Source organism: Phenylobacterium sp. (genome assembly GCF_036502675.1).
In the GTDB taxonomy this organism is placed as follows: domain Bacteria; phylum Pseudomonadota; class Alphaproteobacteria; order Caulobacterales; family Caulobacteraceae; genus Phenylobacterium.
Genome location: NZ_DASXYF010000055.1, coordinates 23,616 through 40,611, shown reverse-complemented (window position 1 = coordinate 40,611; position 16,996 = coordinate 23,616). Strand labels below are relative to the sequence as shown.

Annotated in this window: 13 protein-coding genes; 3 read left to right on the top strand and 10 right to left on the bottom strand. The window is 70.6% G+C overall.

The genetic code is table 11. The features are described 5' to 3' along the window. Positions 1-22: 22 nt before the first annotated feature. From VGL30_RS06535 to VGL30_RS06490, 10 genes are all read right to left on the bottom strand, one after another. Positions 23-3,097, bottom strand: coding sequence for an efflux RND transporter permease subunit (locus VGL30_RS06535; RefSeq protein ID WP_331538031.1), 3,075 nt, complete (start codon positions 3,095-3,097; stop codon positions 23-25). A 2-nt stretch (positions 3,098-3,099) separates the two neighbouring features. Beyond that, a complete protein-coding gene (locus VGL30_RS06530) occupies positions 3,100-4,011 on the bottom strand; it encodes a hypothetical protein (protein WP_331538029.1) in 912 nt (303 codons plus the stop codon). Continuing rightward, positions 4,008-5,411 carry a TolC family protein gene (locus VGL30_RS06525; RefSeq protein WP_331538026.1) on the bottom strand — a complete coding sequence of 468 codons (1,404 nt, stop codon included), beginning with the start codon at positions 5,409-5,411 and terminating at the stop codon, positions 4,008-4,010. Before VGL30_RS06525 ends, VGL30_RS06530 begins: the two co-directional genes overlap by 4 nt. A gap of 131 nt (positions 5,412-5,542) precedes the next feature. Further along, on the bottom strand, positions 5,543-6,865 hold the full coding sequence (locus VGL30_RS06520) for a HAMP domain-containing sensor histidine kinase (RefSeq protein ID WP_331538024.1): 1,323 nt from the start codon (positions 6,863-6,865) through the stop codon (positions 5,543-5,545). Then, positions 6,866-7,543, bottom strand: a complete 678-nt coding sequence (locus tag VGL30_RS06515) for a response regulator transcription factor (protein WP_331538022.1) — start codon at positions 7,541-7,543, stop codon at positions 6,866-6,868. Positions 7,544-7,603: 60 nt separating this feature from the next. Next, complete coding sequence (locus VGL30_RS06510) at positions 7,604-7,918, bottom strand: PepSY domain-containing protein (protein ID WP_331538020.1); 315 nt, start codon at positions 7,916-7,918, stop codon at positions 7,604-7,606. Positions 7,919-8,023: 105 nt separating this feature from the next. After that, positions 8,024-8,725: a phosphatase PAP2 family protein gene (locus tag VGL30_RS06505; protein ID WP_331538018.1), complete on the bottom strand. Its 702-nt coding sequence runs from the start codon at positions 8,723-8,725 to the stop codon at positions 8,024-8,026. 20 nt (positions 8,726-8,745) lie between these two features. Further along, a complete protein-coding gene (locus tag VGL30_RS06500; protein WP_331538016.1) occupies positions 8,746-10,971 on the bottom strand; it encodes a TonB-dependent receptor in 2,226 nt (741 codons plus the stop codon). 316 nt (positions 10,972-11,287) lie between these two features. Beyond that, on the bottom strand, positions 11,288-12,571 hold the full coding sequence (locus tag VGL30_RS06495) for an Nramp family divalent metal transporter (protein ID WP_331538014.1): 1,284 nt from the start codon (positions 12,569-12,571) through the stop codon (positions 11,288-11,290). 167 nt (positions 12,572-12,738) lie between these two features. Next, positions 12,739-13,230 carry a DUF7700 domain-containing protein gene (locus VGL30_RS06490; protein ID WP_331538012.1) on the bottom strand — a complete coding sequence of 164 codons (492 nt, stop codon included), beginning with the start codon at positions 13,228-13,230 and terminating at the stop codon, positions 12,739-12,741. 364 nt (positions 13,231-13,594) lie between these two features. Here VGL30_RS06490 and VGL30_RS06485 point away from each other — a divergent pair, with 364 nt between their 5' ends. The 3 genes from VGL30_RS06485 to VGL30_RS06475 all read left to right on the top strand — a co-directional run bounded on the left by VGL30_RS06485 (position 13,595) and on the right by VGL30_RS06475 (position 16,996). Next, positions 13,595-15,910 carry a TonB-dependent receptor gene (locus VGL30_RS06485; RefSeq protein WP_331538009.1) on the top strand — a complete coding sequence of 772 codons (2,316 nt, stop codon included), beginning with the start codon at positions 13,595-13,597 and terminating at the stop codon, positions 15,908-15,910. An 85-nt stretch (positions 15,911-15,995) separates the two neighbouring features. Further along, positions 15,996-16,448 (top strand): YaiI/YqxD family protein, encoded by a 453-nt coding sequence (locus tag VGL30_RS06480; RefSeq protein WP_331538053.1) that lies wholly within the window; start codon positions 15,996-15,998, stop codon positions 16,446-16,448. 77 nt (positions 16,449-16,525) lie between these two features. Continuing rightward, positions 16,526-16,996 (top strand): cytochrome c family protein, encoded by a 471-nt coding sequence (locus VGL30_RS06475; RefSeq protein WP_331538007.1) that lies wholly within the window; start codon positions 16,526-16,528, stop codon positions 16,994-16,996.

Genomic DNA, 16,996 nt, shown 5'->3' with positions numbered 1-16,996 from the left:
CTGCAAGCCATTGTATCGAGGCTCACCGCGTCGGCGGCCGACCATAGCGCCAAGTCAGCGCCGGTAGGAGCACCAAACTTGCGATCGTCGAGGTCACCAGTCCGCCGAGGATCACGATCGCCATCGGCCCCTGGATTTCCCGGCCCGCCTGACCGGTGGAAATGGCGAGCGGCAGCACGCCCAGGCCCGTCACCAGGGCGGTCATCAGGATCGGCGTCACCCGTTCGCGGGTGGCGAGCAGCACGGTCTCCAGCGACCAGTCCCTCCCCTCCGCCTCCATCAGGTGGTCGAGGTGGGAGATCAGCAGGATGGCGTTGCGGGCCGCGACGCCGAACAGGGTGACGAAGCCGACCAGCGAACCCAGCGAGAGGCTGGCGCCGGTCAGGCCCACCGCAATGACACCGCCCACCAGCGCGAACGGCGTCGAGGCGAGGATCAGAGCGGTGGCCCGGCCGCTGCGGAAGGCGATCAGCAGCAACGCGACCACGCCCGCCGTCGCGACGCCGGTGTTGAACAGCAGCTCCCGGCGTGCCGCCGCCGCCCCCGCCGCGGCCCCGGCGTAGTCGAGGTACGCCCCGGTGGGCAGCCTGACCTTCGCGGCGATCGCCCGCCGCACGGCCTTGGTCACCCGCGCGACGTCGCCGGGCGCCGGATTGGCGGTCACCACCTGCCGGGCCCGCCCGCCCTCGTGGCTGATCGAGGTGCGGGCGTCGGTCATATAGACCCGGGCGATGGCGCGCAGCGGGACCACCAGGCCTGCGCCCGACCGGATCAGCAGGTCGCCGACCGCCTCCGGGTCCTGCCGCAGATCCGGCGGCGTGGTGACCGCCACGTCGACGGTGCGGAGACCCTGGTAGAGCTGCGCGGCGCTGGCGCCCTGGTAGGCGGTGTCGACCGCGTCCATCGCCTCGGCCGGCGAGACGCCGTAGCGGGCCAGCGCCGGGAAATCGAGGTCGACGCGCACGACCGGCGTCGACGGCGGGGTCTGCACCTTGACGTCCGCCGCGCCCGGCACGGCCTGCATCACCGCCGCGATCTGCCGGGCGACCTTGTCCAGGGTGTCGAGGTCCGCGCCGTAGACGCCCACCGCCAGCGCCGCGGTCTGGCCCGACAGCGATTCGCCGATCCGGTCGCCGAGGAACGTCAGCACCTCGGTCTGCAGGCCGGGATAGCTGTCGAGGACCTTGTGGATGCGGTCCTGGATCACGTCCTGGCGGGCGCCGGGCAGCTTGGGCTCCAGTTCGACATGGAACTCGCTGCGCTCGGTCCCGAAGGTGTCCTCGCCGCCTTCCGCGCGGCCCACCTGCTGCTCGACGCTCCGGATCCCGTCGATGGCCAGCAGGTCGTGGGTGATTCGCCGGCCATAGTCGCGCATCACCGGCAGCGAGGTCCCGGGCGGCCCCGTCACGCTGAGCACGAAGTGGCCCTCGCGGAAGCTGGGCAGCAGCTCGGAATTGAACAGCAGGAAGCCCGCGGCCGTCGCCGCGGCGGCCAGCACCGTCGCGCCGACGGCCCAGCGGGGCGCGGCCAGCGCCCGCGACAGGCGGCCCGCGTGCCAGTGCTTGGCCCGGGTCAGGACCGCCGGCTCGTCGTGCAGCCGCGCGCCGTTCAGCAGCAGCAGCGCCAGGGGCGGGGTTATGGCCACCGCCACCGCGAGCGAGGCCAGGGTCGCGATGATGAAGCTGGCGGCGAGCGGCGAGAAGAATGCGCCCTGCAGGCCGTGCAGCAACAGCACGGGCGTCAGCACCAGCGCCAGCATGATCGTGGCGTAGATCACCGGCGCCCTCACTTCGACCGACGCCTCGCGGATCACGTCGGCGATCACCCCGCCGGAGCCGGAGGCCCGCAGCCGCCGGACGATATTCTCCGTGCCGATCACCGCGTCGTCGACCACCACGCCGAGCGCCACGGCCAGCCCGCCCAGCGTCATGGTGTTCAGCGTCACGCCCATGGCGTCCAGCACGATGACCGCGGTCAGCAGCGCCAGCGGGATGCTGACGAAGGCGATCAGCACCGTGCGCAGGTCCCGCAGGAACAGGAACAGCACCAGGGCGATCAGCACCGCCCCGATCGCCAGGTCGTCGGCGATGCCGCCGAGCGCCGAGGCGATAAAGTTGGCCGGGCGATGCAGGCCGGCGTTCACCGTCACGCCTTGCGCCTTCAGGGCCGGCGCCATCTCGGTCAGGGCGGCCTCCGCGGCGTGGGTCGCCTCCAGGGTGTTGGCGCCGTACTGGCTGGAGAGGCTGATCAGCACCCCGGGCCTGCCCATGATCAGGGCGTCGCCGTTCAACGGCCCCGGCGCGTCCGACACCGTCGCCACGTCGCCGATCCGCGCCGGCGCGGCGCCGGCGACCGGCGGCAGCGGCGCGGCGGCCACCTCGGCGGCGCTGGTCGCCTGGCCGCGCGGCTCGATGAGGATGCGTTGCTGGGGGGTGTCGATGTAGCCGCCGCCGCCGGCCCCGGTGGAGGCCTTCACCGCCGCCAGCACGTCGGAGAGGCCGAGGTCGCGCGCGGCCAGGTCGTTCGGACGCACCTGCACCTCGATGCGGCGCAACTGGCCGCCGTAGATCGTGGCGCGGGCGACGCCCGCCGCCGACAACAGGCGCGGCCGCACGGTCCACTGCACCAGGTCGCGCAGCTGCATCGGCGTGAGCTTGTCGCTGGTGAAGCCGATCTTCAGCAGGTCCATGGTCGACGAGGTCAGCGGCGTGACCTTGGGCGCGGCGACGCCGGCCGGCAGCGTTCCGATCTCGCTCAGGGCTTCGGCCACCACCTGGCGGGCGCGGTAGGGGTCCGAGCCCTCGGCGAACACCACGGTCACCACCGAGAGCCCAGCCAGGGACTGGGAGCGCACCGAGGCGACGCCCGCCGCGCCGTTGACCGACTGCTCCACCGGCCGGGTGACCAGCTGTTCCACCTGATCGGCCGTCAGGCCGGGCGCCTCGGTCTGCACCTCGGCCTGGGCGGGGACGAAGTCGGGGAACACGTCGAGCTTGGCGTGGGTCAGCACCACCCCGCCGTAGACCAGCAGCAGGACCGCCGCGGCGATCACCAGCCGCGGGAACCTCAACGTCCAGCCGACGATGGCGGAGAGCATGACTAGTCCGCCGGATGCGAGGGGGTTTCGGCCGCGAAAAGCTGGGCGGCGCCGGACACCACCACGGCCTCTCCCGCGCGGAAGCCCGCCGCGGCGAACAGCCCGGCGGGGTCGGTCCGGCCGTCGACCACCACCCGGCGCTCGAAGCTCGCGGCGTCGCGCCGCACGTAGGCGAAGGTCCGCCCGCCGGTCCGCAGCAGGGCGGCGCGGGGGATCACCACCCCGTCCGTCGCAGCGCCGGTCTGCAAGGTCGCCGGCGCGACGGTCCCCGTGCCGAGTTGCAGGGCCTGCGCGCCCCTGACGATCCCCAAGACCCCCGTGGACTGAAGACGCGGGTCGCCGTTTCGCGCCGGACCCAGCAGGGCCGCCACCGCCCTGGACGCGCCGAGATCCATCTGCGCTGCGCCGCGCAGGACGGGGACGCCGCCGACCGCGTCGATCCGGACCAGGGCCGCGCGCCCCGCCGCGAGGTCGGCGACCAGACGGCTGCGTTGAGCGTCCGACAGGGCCGCAAGACCCGGACCCCATTCCAGCCCGACCCGCCGGCGAAGCAGCAGCAGCTTGGCGGCGTCCGCCCGCGCCTGGGCGGCGGCGGTCTCGGCCGTGCGTTTCGACACCGTGGCGTCGGCGGCGTTGAGCCCCCGCGCCCGGCTCGCCTCGGCCTGCGACGCCGCAAGCGCCGCCGCCGCCGCGGCGATGTCGGAGTCCAGGGTGGCGAGCGGCCCGGGATCCAGGACGCGGGCGAAGGCGCCTACGCTGGCCGAGCGGCGTTCCGCCACGAGCGGGGCCGTGACGACGCCGAGCCGCCGCTGGGTGGCGGCGTCGATCTTCAGCACTAGGCCGGGCGCGGCGTAGGCCGGCGCCGCCAGCACCAGCTCCAGCGCCAGGCACAGGATCCGCATCGAACGGGTCATCGGAGGGCTCCTGGGCGGGTCATGGCGGCTTGCAGGATGGCGGTCTCGGCCGGGTCGAAGGCGCGCCGCAGGGCGTCCTCCAGGTCGGCGGTCGCCGTCCAGACCGCACGGCGGGCGTCGAGGAGGTTCAGGTCGGCGTCGAGCGCCGCGGCCCGGGCCGCCAGGTCGTCGACACGGTCCGCCTCGCCGGCGCGGACGGCGCGAGCGGTGTTGGCGGCGGCGCGCCGCGCCGCCGGAAGCTCGCGGCTGGCGAGGCGGTCCAGGGTCGCGCGGGCGGTCGCGAGGGCGGCGGCCGCGGTATCCACCCTCGAAAGGACATCGGCCTGCACCGCCTCCATCGCGCGGCCGGACGCGGCGCGGCCGGCTTCAGCCTGGTCGATGGCCCGGCGGTTGAGGTCGTAGCTGGGCAGCGCCAGCGACAGGTTGAGCGGCAGCTTGGTCACGCCGTGGTCGTAGTTGTAGCCCGGTCCGATGCGGACCTCGGGATACTGCTTGGTCACCTCGAGCCGCAGGGCGTTCTCGGCGATGTCGTAGTCGGCGATGGCGCGCAGCACGTCGCCGCGCGACAGGGCCGCCTGCCCCCGCCAGGCCGGCAGGTCACCGAGGGCGGGCGGCTCGGCGACCGGCGCCAGGGCCAGGTTGCGCACGGCGGGGGGCGCGACGCCCAGCGCCTTGGCCAGGGCGACCGCCGCCTGGTCGGACCGGCCCCGAGCTTCAGCCAGCCGCCGCTCGCCGCCGCCCAGGTCGTTCTGGGCTACGAGCGCGGGCGCGCGGTCGTCCTCTCCGGCGGCCACGCGGCGCTCCAGCCGCTGCAGCCGTTCGCGCCGCAGATCGACCACACCCTCGGCCAGGGGCAGCTCGACGGCGGCGGACTGCGCGTCGATGCGGGCCTTCTCCAGCGCCGTGCGCACCGTCCAGGCCGCCTCGCCGACGTCGTACCAGGCCTGCAACGCCTGCAGGTCGGCGGTGGTCACCCGCACCCGCCGCCGGACGCCGGCGTCGACGGGGACGTCCGCCGCGGCGCCGTAGCCCCAGTGCGGCGTCTCGTCGGCGTATTCCCCGGTCAGCGTGAGGGTCAGGCCCGGCCCGAGCTTCGCCGTCCGCGCCGCGGCCAGCGCCGTGGCGTGCCTGGCCCTGGCCGCGGCCACCTGCGGATTGCGCGCCAGGGCGGCGGCCAGCAAATCCGCGCCGCTCCACACCGCGCCGGCCGGCTTCTCGTCGAGCCGGCGCGCCTCCAGGGCGGCGGGGTAGCGCTCCGGCGGCGGCTCCGGCGCATAGTGGATGCAGCCCGCGAGGCTCACCGCGGCGAGGCCGACGCTGGTCCAGCCGTGCTTCACCTGTCCACGACGACGACGGGGCGGCCGGGCGCGGCGGCCGGCGCGGCCGTAGACAGGGCGCACGCGGCCAGGCGAAGCGCGGTCAGGTGCGTCAGGGTCATCGTCCGCCTCCGGTCTTCAGTGCGTATAGGCGCCGCCGGCGCCGGCCGCGACGACCGGCGGATTGAGAATTCCCAACATTCGGCGCTCCGGTTTCACGCCGGCGCCGGAAAGGTCACGCAGGCTTCCAGTCCGGGGGCGGCGTCGAGCAGCCGGACCTCCGCGCCATGCAGCCGGGCGACGGCGGCGACCAGGGCCAGGCCCAGGCCGCTGCCCGCGGTCGAGCGGCTGCGCTCCAGGCGGTAGAACCGGTCGAAAAGGCGTTCCCGCTCGGGCTCGGGCACGCCGGGGCCGTTGTCGGCCACGGCCAGCGTCACCGCCTGGCCGCGGCAGGCCGCTTCGACCACGATCTCGGCGCCGGGGCCGGCATGGCGCAGGGCGTTCTCCACCAGGTTGACCAGCATCTGGGTCAGCAGTTCCACGTCCCCGTCCACCGGCGCCGGTCCGTCGCCGGCCAGCCGCAGCCGCTGTCCCGCTTCCTCGGCCGAGGGGGCGAAGGCGTCGACGACGGTCCTGGCGATGGTCTGCAGGTTGCAGGGCCGGAAGCCGGCGCGGCGCGCGCCGCTCTCGATCTGGGCGATGCGCAGCAGGCCGGCGAAGGTCTCCAGGATGGCGTCGAGGTCGGCCAGCCCTCCCTCCAGCGCCGCGCCGCGGTCCTGCGGATCGGCCAGGCCCGCCTCCAGCCTCTGCCGCAGGCGGGTCAGCGGCGTGCGCAGGTCGTGGGCGATGTCGCTGGAAACCTGTTTCAGGCTCTCCATGAGCGCCGCGATGCGGTCGAGCATGCGGTTGAAGGTGGCCGCCAGGCGGTCGAGGTCGTCGTCGGAGCCGCGCACCGGCACGCGCCGCGCGAGGTCGCCGTCGATGATCGCCTCGGCGGTGCCGGAGATCGCGGCCAGGCGGCGGTGTACGTCGCGGCTCAACGCGTAACCCCCGGCCACGCCCAGCACCACGACCCCGATGAAGGCCAGGCCGAACCCGCGCAGAACGGCGCCGTCCAGGGCCTCGATCCTTTCCTCGTCGTCGCCGACCAGCAATTTCCGGCCGCCCGGCAGGGCGACGCTCAGCAGGCGGATCGGCTCCTGCTCGCCAGTTCCCGCCACGCGCAGCGCCGACCAGCCGATGGCGGCGCGGGCGCCCGCCAGCCGCCCGGCCAGCGGCTCCCCCGCCGGGCCCTGCACCCCGAACTCGAGGGAACCCGGCGTCTGGTCGCGCTCGTGCACCGCCTCCACCACGCCGGTCAGGCCTTCGGAGCGGTACTCCTGCACCAGCGCCGCGGACTCCGCCCTGATCCGCGCGTCGAACTGCTCGGAAAGCGCGTGGCGGATCGACAACAGCGTGACGGCGCCCAGGATCACCACCGAAATGGCGAACACGGCGGTGTACAGCCCCGCCAGGCGAAGGCTTGTGGAGCGGAACATCTAGTCCGGTTCGCGCAGCACGTAGCCCGCGCCGCGGACGGTGTGGATCAGCTCGTGCGCATGGCCGCGATCCACCTTGCCGCGAAGCCGGCTCATATGGGTCTCGACGATGTTGGTCTTCGGGTCGAAGTGGAAATCCCAGACGCTTTCCAGCAGCATGGTGCGGGTCACCACCCGGCCGGCGTGGCGAAGCAGGAATTCCAGCAGCTGGAATTCCCGCGGCTGCAGGTCGATGCGCCGGCCGCCCCGGCTGACGGTCCGCTTCAGAAGGTCGAGCTTGAGGTCGGCGACGCCCAGCTCCGTCTGCACGTCCTGCGGCGGCGGGCGCCTGGCCAGCGCATTCACCCGGGCCAGCAGTTCCGCGAAGGCGAACGGCTTGACCAGGTAGTCGTCGCCGCCAGCGTTCAGCCCTTCCACGCGATCGTCGATGCCGCCCAGCGCGGTGAGGAGGAGAACCGGCGTCTTCACGCCGGCCGCCCGCGCGGTGCGCAGGATCGCCAGGCCGTCGATCTGCGGCAGCATGCGATCCAGGATGATCACGTCGTAGGATTCGCCGGCGGCCAGCATCAGCCCGTCGCGGCCGCCGGCCGCGACGTCGACGGTGTGGCCGGCCTCCGACAGCGCGCGCTTCAGATAGCCGCCCACCTCCCTGTCGTCCTCGACGATTAACAGCTTCATGCCGCGAACCTGCTCCCGACCGCTTTTCGCGGAAAGGGTCTCCGCCGCGGCTTGCGTATCCTAGTCAGGATGGGCTCCTTCGGCCTTGTTCTCCAGGACCTTGCCGGTCTGGGCGTCGACGCCGACCTCGTAGGTCCTGGCGCCGGACTTGATGTCGAAGGACCAGCGCAGACCGCTGCCGCCGGCTTCCTTTTCCAGTTCGCGGTCGATGATCCGCCCCGGGCGGGCCTTGAGGGCGATCGCCTGGCCCTGGACCAGGGCCACATGGGCGCGGCCGGCCAGCTCGTGTCCGGTGTACGGCTTCGGCGCGGCGGCCTGGGCCGTGGAGCCGCCGGCTAGGATCAGCACGGCGGCGAGGTAGGGTAAGCGTTGCATGAGAACTCCGATGCGCCCCACCGGCTTGCATGCAATCTGGCGCCGCGCACGTTCGGCGCGGATGGCCGGGGCGTTACGATCTCCCAACCCTGGGCGTGGCCCGCGTCAGGGCGCCAGGCGGGCCGCCCGCAGTTCGGCGGCGGCGGCGGCGCGGTCGGCGCGGAAGGCCGGACTGTGCAGCAGGTCCTGGCCGACCGCCGTCCCCAGCACCTGGCCGGCGACGATGTCGGCGCGGAAGTGCATGCCGCAGACCATCCGGCTCTCGGCGTAGTCCTCGGCCCGGGCCAGCAAGGCCGGGGCCTTGTCGGGCGCCAGGTCGGCCAGGACGACCGCCATGGAGAATCCCATGGTCGCGTGGCCGCTGGGGTATGAGGTCAGCGGCTCGTCCTCCCGCGTGCAGCTCCGGAAGGTCGGATCGACGATCCAGGGCCGCTTGCGGCCGAAGTGCGCCTTGGCCGCGTCGGCCGCGACCTTCTCGTCGTGGCGCACGTCCGACATCAGCCTAGCGGTCGCCGGCAGGGCCTTCAGGTCGAAGCCCGGGCCCATGACCGCGGCGAAGATCGAGGCGTCCTTGGTGACATCGTCGGACTTGGCGTGGGCCAGGGCGCCTGGAGACCGGGCGGCTTCGATCGCATGCAGCTCGGCGACCTCGGCCAGGGCGGGCGGCGACCCCTCGGCCGGCGGCGGCGGCAGGAACCGGCCGGCGTCGAGCTCGACCGGCGAGAGGAAGGTCGCCGCGTCGGCGAAGGCCGAGGTCGCCGCCGCCGAGGCCAGGGCTGCGGCGAGCAGGACGCTAAGAGGATGCATGCGACGGCTCCTGTACGGGATCAGAAGTTGACCTTGGCGGAAATCTGGAAGTTCCGCTCCGGCTGGAAGTAGTACTGGTCGTAGGGGACGGTCTTGCCGGGCTTGATCGAGGTCGCGCGCTGGCTGTCGAAGATGTTGTAGACCGCGCCTTCCAGGCGGTAGCGGCCCAGCCGGTACGTCACCGAAAGATCGGCGGAGTCGTAGGCGGCGATGCGGTAGGCGGCAGGCTCGCCCTCGGCGGCCCACTGCTCGCCGACGTGCTTGTCCGACAGCGAGATCGACCAGTCCTCGTTCTGGAACAGCACGCCCACGGTGGCGGTCGACTTCGGCGCGTTGGCGATCTGCATGCCGCCGGCGATGACCACCGGGACGCCCGCGATGGTGCTGCTGGCCCCCAGCGCCTTGGCCGAGTTGATCGAGCCGTTGGCGAACAGGAAGATGTTGTCGGTGGCCGCGAAGGTCACGGCGCCTTCGACGCCCTTGTAGCGCGCGCCGCCCAGGTTGTAGTTCACCGTCTCGGTGCCGACCGTCACCGTCTGCACCTTGTTGGTGAAGTCGATCCAGTAGACGTCGGCGTCCAGGGTCAGCTTGCCGCCGTGATAGACGACGCCGGCCTGGTAGTTGGTGGATTCCTGCGGCTTCAGGTCGGTCAGCCTGGGGTTGACCGCCTGGGTGGCGCTGATGTCCGGGATCAGGAAGCCGGTGGCGTATTGCGCATAGACGGCGAGGTTCTCGCGCACCTTGTAGTTGGCGGTGAGGAAATACAGCGTCTTCTTGAAGGTCTTGGAGTCGTGGAACGGCAGGCGCGACTTCTGATTGACGTCGGAGTCCACCGACAGCTTTTCGCTGACGTACTTCAGGCCGGGGGCGACGGTGAGTTGCGGGGTGACGCGCCACAGCACGTCGACGAACGGCTCGTACTGATCCCAGCCAGAGTTCTGATCGTACTCCAGGAACTGCGGCACGCCCGCCAGGACCTTCTGGCGATAGTCGACCGTGTAGCCATTGGGCCCGCGGCCGAGGGTGGCGTCGTAGTCGTAGCGGGCGCGGGGGCCGGTGTCGGCGTGCTCCCACCACAGGCCGGCCTTGATCACGCCGAACGGCAATTCCTGGTTCAGGTGCAGGATGTCGCCGTAGATCTTGTAGACGTTCAGCTTGGTGTAGCCGGGGACATGGCCGTTCACCACCGGCTTGCCGCCGGGGACCTGGGTGATCTGCAGCCCGGTCTTCGCGGCGATGTCGGCCGGCGACAGCGTCGGATCGAGCGCCGATTCCGTGTCGTTCTTGTAGTAGTACGAGTAGAGCGTGTTCTCGAGCTTCAGCGTGGAGGTCACGTCGCCGGTCAGCTTCGCATAGTTGAAGTAGGTATGCTTGGTGACCAGATTGTACTTGTAATAGTTCGGCGTCGCCGGATCGTTGTTGAGGGCGTAGTTCTTGCCATACAGCGCCACCTGGGTCAGCGTCGAGCCGGTGTTGTCGTTGGTGTAGACCTTGGTGTAGTTCCAGGTTCCCAGCACGGTGAGGTCCCAGCCCTCCCACAGCGGAAACACCGCGCGGACCAGCTGGTTGTAAGCCTTCGCCCCGCTGTAGCTCAGGTAGCCCTCGGTCGTCAGCTCCTGGAAGTTGAACAGGGCGTGGGCGCCGTTCAGCCGATCGATGTCGCCGGTGCTGAGCTTGGTCACCGCCATCCAGGTGTTCCACGATCCTCCGGTCACCGACTGGGAGCCGCCCATCACATGGCTGACCTCCGGCGAGAACAGGTTGATCGAGCCGCCGAAGCTGGCCACGCCGAGCTGGCTGGCTTCCCCCGGCCCGCGGTCCACCACCACCGCGCCGATCGTCGACGACGGGAAGAACGAGGTGGAGTGGTGCGTCGGGCCGTTGGCGTCGCCCCAGGGGATGCCGTCGTAGGTGACGTTGTACTGGCCGTCCTGGAAGCCGCGCAGGGTGGCCTTGGCCTCGCCGAGCCCCGGGCCGTTGGTCCCGGTCCCCGACACGCTGGGGGAGAGGTTGACGATCTGGGTGTAGTCGGACGTCGCCGGAATAAACTGGTCGATGGTCTTCCGGTCGATGATCGACTGCGGCTGCGTCGCGGCCAGGGACGTCTTCACCGGCGCCGCCACGACCGCGCCGGAGGGCGCGGTGATCACCAGCTCGTCCACCCGCACGCCGAAGTCGGCGTTTTCGGGGTCGATGTTCACCGTCGCCGCATCGTCCGCAAACGCGGCGCCGGCGGAGGTCGCCACCAGCAAGATCGCCAGCGCGGAACTGGTCAGCCAAATGGTCCTGGAGGCGCGAAGGCGCGCGGACGGCGAATGCATGTTGAAGTCCCCTAAATCACCGACCGGGTTATCCCCGGCCCGGCGTCGCTCATTGCTTTGGGGACTGTAGAAGCTTGGGGCTCTCAACCTTTCAAATGAAGATTTGACGACACCCGCACGACAGATTTAATGCCGGTTTCTACATTGGTAAAAATCAATCGTGGCGCCATGTCGAGCATATATCGCACCCCCTATTCATGGAGATTCGACCGCGAGCGGAACCGGCGCGCAGGCGCCACGCCTAGAGGGTCAGCAGCATCGCCGCCACCGCGGCGCCCATCAGCGCCGTAGCGACCCAGCCCAGCAGGGTCTGGCCGGGCGGGGTCACGAACGGACCCATCAGTGAGCGCCGGGTGGCGACGACCATCATCGCCGCCATGATCGGCATGGAGATCACCCCGTTGATGACCGCGCTCCAGAACAGCGCCCGGATCGGATCCAGCCCCAGATAGTCGACGGCGAGGCCCAGGATCACGCAGGCGGCGATGACGCCGTAGAAGCCGGGGGCTTCGCTCGCCCGCCGCTCGAGGCCGCAGCGCCATCCCCGCAGTTCACCCAGCGCATAGCCCGCCGACCCCGCCAGCACCGGCACGGCCAGCAGGCCGGCGCCGACGATCCCGACGCTGAATAGCCCGAAGGCCAGCGGTCCGGCGATCGGCCTGAGCGCTTCGGCCGCCTGGCTGGAGGTCTGGATGTTGGTGACGCCGTGCGCATGCAGGGTGACCGCCGTGGTCAGGATGATGAAGAAGGCGATCAGGTTGGAGAACCCCATCCCCACGATGTTGTCCCAGCCGATGCGGCGGAACTGCCCGCGGGCCTGTTCCGGATGGTCGAGCAGGCTGCCGGCGCCGGACTGCTCCTCATCCTCCACCTCCTCCGAGGTCTCCCAGAAGAACATGTAGGGGCTGATCGTCGTGCCCAGCACCGCCACCACCACCAGCAGCACGGGCGTCGTGAGCGAGAGCTGCGGCTTGAGGGTGCGCAGCGCCACCTGTCCCCAGTCGATCTGCACGGTGAAAATCACGGCCACATAGGCGAACAGCGCCATGGTCAGCCATTTCAGGAAGCCCACGTAGCGGTGGTACGGGACGAAGACCATCAGGGCCAGGGAGACGACGGCGAACCCGAAGGTGAAGAGGTGCTGGTCCTGGCCGGTCACCAGGCTGGCGGCCGCGCCCATGGCGGCGAGATCGGCGCCGATATTGATGGTGTTGGCGACGAACAGCAGCGCGACCAGCGCGCCCACCGCCCCGCGGGGGAAGACCCGCGTCAGGTTCCCGGTCAGCCCGCGGCCCGTCACCCGGCCGATGCGGGCGCTCACCGCCTGGACGGCGGTCATCAGCGGATAGGTGAGCGCCACCGTCCAGAGCATGTTCAGCCCGAACTGGGCGCCGGCCTGGGAATAGGTGGCGACGCCGCTGGGGTCGTCGTCGGCCGCCCCGGTGATCAGCCCGGGTCCAAGCCGCTGGAAGAAGGCCAGCCGCACCGGGGGCGCGGGACCACCACGGCGCTGATCGGTCGACATGCCCTGTCCTCTTCCGCGCCGGTGATCGCCTTGTAACATGCCGGCCGCCCTTAGCTTCGTCAGGCTCGCGCGCTATCGGCGCGCCCTGCGGCGGATGCGGCCTTGCTGTGCGCCGAGCCGCTGCCGGGCGGCCACTTCATCGCTGCAGATGCGCCCCGGCCTTCGCCCTACCCCGCCGCCGCCCGGGCGGCGTGCTCGACGCGGGCCAGCACGTCGTTGACGAGCCCCGGGTCGCAGGCGTCGGCGTAGGCGCCGCCGCCGGCTTCGCGCAGCATGGGGACCAGGCGTCCGCGCAGCGCCGTCAGGGTCCAGTCCAGCGGATCGCCGTTGGCGGCGGCGTCGAAGGTCACCACGACCTGATGGTCCTGGCCGGGCGTGATGTAGTGGTAGTGCGGCCCGTTGTCGAAGCAGTCGAACCGCAGGTACTCGTGGCCGTCGCGCCCGTAGACATGGATGGAGACGCCGCGGTCGTCGGCGCCGCCCTTTCGCTCGATGTCCGCCAGGCGACGCGCGTCCTGTTCGGAGAGGTGCTTGCCGACGATGTCGTCGTCAAGCCGGCGATACTCGACGCCGAAGCTGACCGCGCCGGCGTCGAACACCTCGGTGTTGGCGGCGATCGGCGCAATTGGCGGCACCAGCACCTTCCTGCCCACGTCCATTGGAACCTCCCTGCTCCGTCGTTGCGGGGCGCGCGGCGGAAGCGGCGCCCCTTCCCCCCAGTATCCTGCGCTGGTCCCGGCCTGTCCAATGTTCAGCGGGCGGGTCCCGCCCGCGCGCAGTCGCCGTGCGACTTCGCAGCAGGACCACAACCTTGAGGATGTATCCATGACTATCCGACCGCATCCGAAAGATGGCGGTCCGCAGTCGGCCGCCTCGGGAAACCGCCTTCATCTTTACCTGACAGCCGGCAGAGGCGGACAACCTGCGGTACGCTCTTCAATTCCAGTGACTCTTTTGATATCCTGTGAATAATTAGCAGAGCTACGGCGCGATCACGACGCCGAACATTGGGGGGTTACGGACATGATCGACACCATGATCGGACGCCGTGCGGCGTGGTGCGGCGCTTCCCTGGCGGCCATGCTGGCGGGTGCGCCGGCCCTGGCCCAGCCGGCGGCGACGCCTGCGGCGAGCCGCGCCTCGGACCTGGAGGAGGTGGTGGTCACCGCCCGCCGGCGGGAGGAGCGGCTGCAGGACGTGCCGGTGGCGGTCACCGCCTTTACACCGGAGCGATTGCGTGACGCCCAGGTAACCACGGCCCGCCAGCTGGTGGGCATGGTGCCGTCCTTGAACATCTCCAGCGGCAACCAGCGCGACTTCCAACGCTACGCCATCCGCGGCCAGGGCGCGACGGTGGGCTCCAACGAAGGCGTCACGGTCTATTTCGCCGACGCGCCGCTCTCGCAGTACGTCTCCGGCGGACCGGGCCTCTATTTCGACCTGCAGAACCTGCAGGTGCTGAACGGCCCGCAGGGCACCCTGTTCGGCCGCAACACCACCGGCGGGGCGGTCCTGTTCAGCCCGCAGCGCCCGACCAACCAGAACGAGGGCTTCATCCAGGCGGGCGTCGGCAACTACAACAACCGGGAACTGTCCGGGGTCGTCAATTTCGCCCCGCTGCCCGACGTGCTGAAGATCCGCCTGGGCGCCGACAGCCGCAAGCGCGACGGCTTCACGCGCAACCTTAGCGACGGCGCGGACCTCGACAACATCAACTACTACACGCTGCGGGCCGGCGTGCTGTTCACGCCGAGCGACAAGTTCGAGAACTCCCTGGTGGCCAACTTCACCCGGTCGTCCACCAGGGGCACGGGCATAATCGTCACCGACGTCAATCCGACCGGCCCGGCGCAGAGGACCTTCGGCCTGGCGCTCCTCCAGTCGCAACTGGCCAACCAGCAAGCGCTGGGCGTCCGGATTACGCAGGGCACGGCCGAGCACTGGTGGTACACGAAGACCCTCATCGCCGTGAACACCTCGACGCTGCAGCTGCCCTACAGCCTGACCTTCAAGAACATCGCCAGCTTCTCCCGCTCCCGGGCCTCCGGCGGCTTCGACAACGACGGCACGACGGCCCCCATCACCCAGTGGATCAGGAGCCCGTACCACGGGAACACTTCGGGCGTCGGCGAGTCCCGCAACGAGTACCTCACCGAGGAAGCGCAGCTTTCCGGAAAGTGGCTGGACGGCAAGCTCGACTGGGTGGTCGGCGGTTACTACCAGAACACCTATCCCTATGGGCTGCAGACCATCCAGGGCATTTCGCTCGGCACCCTCACCATTACGGAGTCGCACCTGAACTCGACGACGTCGGCGGCCTTCGGCCAGGCGACGCTGGACTTCGGCACGTTCTCGCAGGTGCTGAGCGGCCTGAAGCTGACGGGGGGCTACCGCTACACCTGGGATACGCGGCACTACAGCTCGACCGCCTGGAGGGAAACGCCCGGGCGGCCCTGCAGCACCATCAACAACGCCTTCTTCCCGAACTGCCTGATCCGCCTCGACGGCACGTGGAAGGCCCCGACCTACACCCTGGGCCTGGACTACAAGGTGACGCCGGACATCCTGGTCTACGGAACCATGCGCTCGGGCTACAAGAGCGGCGGGTTCAACGTGAACGCCAACCCCCTGATCCCCTCGTCCTTCGGCCCTGAGAAGGTCACCGACCACGAGATCGGCGTGAAGGCCGACTTCCACCTGGCCGGCATGCCCTTGCGGACCAACCTCGCCGCGTTCAAGGACGACTACCTGGACATCCAGCGCAGCGTCTTCCGGGACAATCCGATCCCCGGCGGCGGGATACTGACCTTCCTGTCCAACGCGTCCTCGGCCAAGATCAAGGGCTTCGAGGCCCAGGTCACCGCCCGGCCCGTCGAGGGCCTGCAGGTGGACTTCAACTATTCCCACCTCGACGCGACCTACGGCAAGTACCTGTTCCTCGACGCGCGCACCAACGCCATCACGGACATCGCCGGCACCCGGCTGCCGTTCACGCCGAAGAACAAGTACGGCGTCTCGGTGAAATACCGTCTGCCGGTGGACGAGAGCCTGGGCGACCCCAGCGTCAGCGCGGCGGTGAGCTACCAGGGCGCCTTCCGCACCACCGACCAGATCCAGCCCGGGGACACCCTGGGCGACTACACGCTGGTGAATCTCGGCGCGGCGTGGAACCGGGTCGGCGGCAGCCCGGTGGACGCGGAATTCTTCATGACCAACGTGCTCGACAAGAAGGCCAAGGCCGCGTCGCAGATCTTCTACTATGCGATCGGCGTATCCGCGGCGAGCTACATCGAGCCGCGGATGTTCGGCGTGCGGCTGCGCTACAACTTCGGGGGCTGAGGAATTCCGGCGGGGGCGCCGCCACGGTGCTAGGAGCAAGACCCCCGCAGACAGGATCGCCCCCGTGACCGACGCCGCGAGAGCGATGGAGATCTTCATCGACGCCGACGCCTGCCCGGTGAAGGACGAGGTCTACAAGGTCGCCCAGCGCTACGGGCTGAAGACCTGGGTGGTGGCCAACAGCTTCATGCTGGTCCCGGCCTCGCCGCGCATCGAACGGGTGATCGTCGACGCCGGTCCCGACGTGGCCGACGACTGGATCGCCGAACGGGCGCAGCCCGGCGACGTGGTGGTGACCAGCGACATTCCGCTGGCCGACCGGGCGCTGAAGGCCGGGGCCCTGGCGCTGGGGCCGAACGGGCGGGCGTTCACCGTGGACTCCATCGGATCGGCCCTCGCCCAGCGGGCGCTGATGGAGCAGCTCCGCTCCACCGGCGACATCATGGGCGGTCCGAAGCCCTTCGACCGCCGGGACCGCTCGCAATTCCTGCAGGCCCTGGACGAGATGGTGAGCCGGGCGCGGCGGCGGCCGCGCTGACCTTGCATCGGCAGGCGCTTCGGCTAGCTTGCGCCGCGCATTTTCGAGGAGCGGAACCTATGCGGCGGTTGGGGTTGATGATGGTTGCAGCCGGCCTTTCCGCGGCGCTGGCGGGATGCGGCAAGCCCTCGCCTTCGTCCTCCGGCCCGCCTCCGCCGCCCCCGCCCACCGAGGCGGAGAAGGCCGCGGCGCTCGCCGCCCTGCCCGCCCCCTACAACACCGCCGACCTCAAGGACGGCGAGGCGAAGTTCGGGGTCTGCAAGTCCTGCCACACGATCACGCCGGGCGGGGCCAACATGACCGGCCCGAACCTCTACGGCGTGTTCGGCCGCAAGCCCGGCTCGGCGCCGGGCTTCGCCTATTCCGACGCGGTGAAGGCTGCGAGCTTCGTCTGGGACCTGCCCGACCTCGACAAGTGGCTGTCCTCCCCGAGGGGTTTCCTGCCGGGCGCCAAGATGACCTTCCCCGGCTACAAGGACCCCAAGGACCGGACGGACGTCATCGCCTACCTGGCCGTGGAGAGCGGCTACAAGCCCCCGGCGAATTAG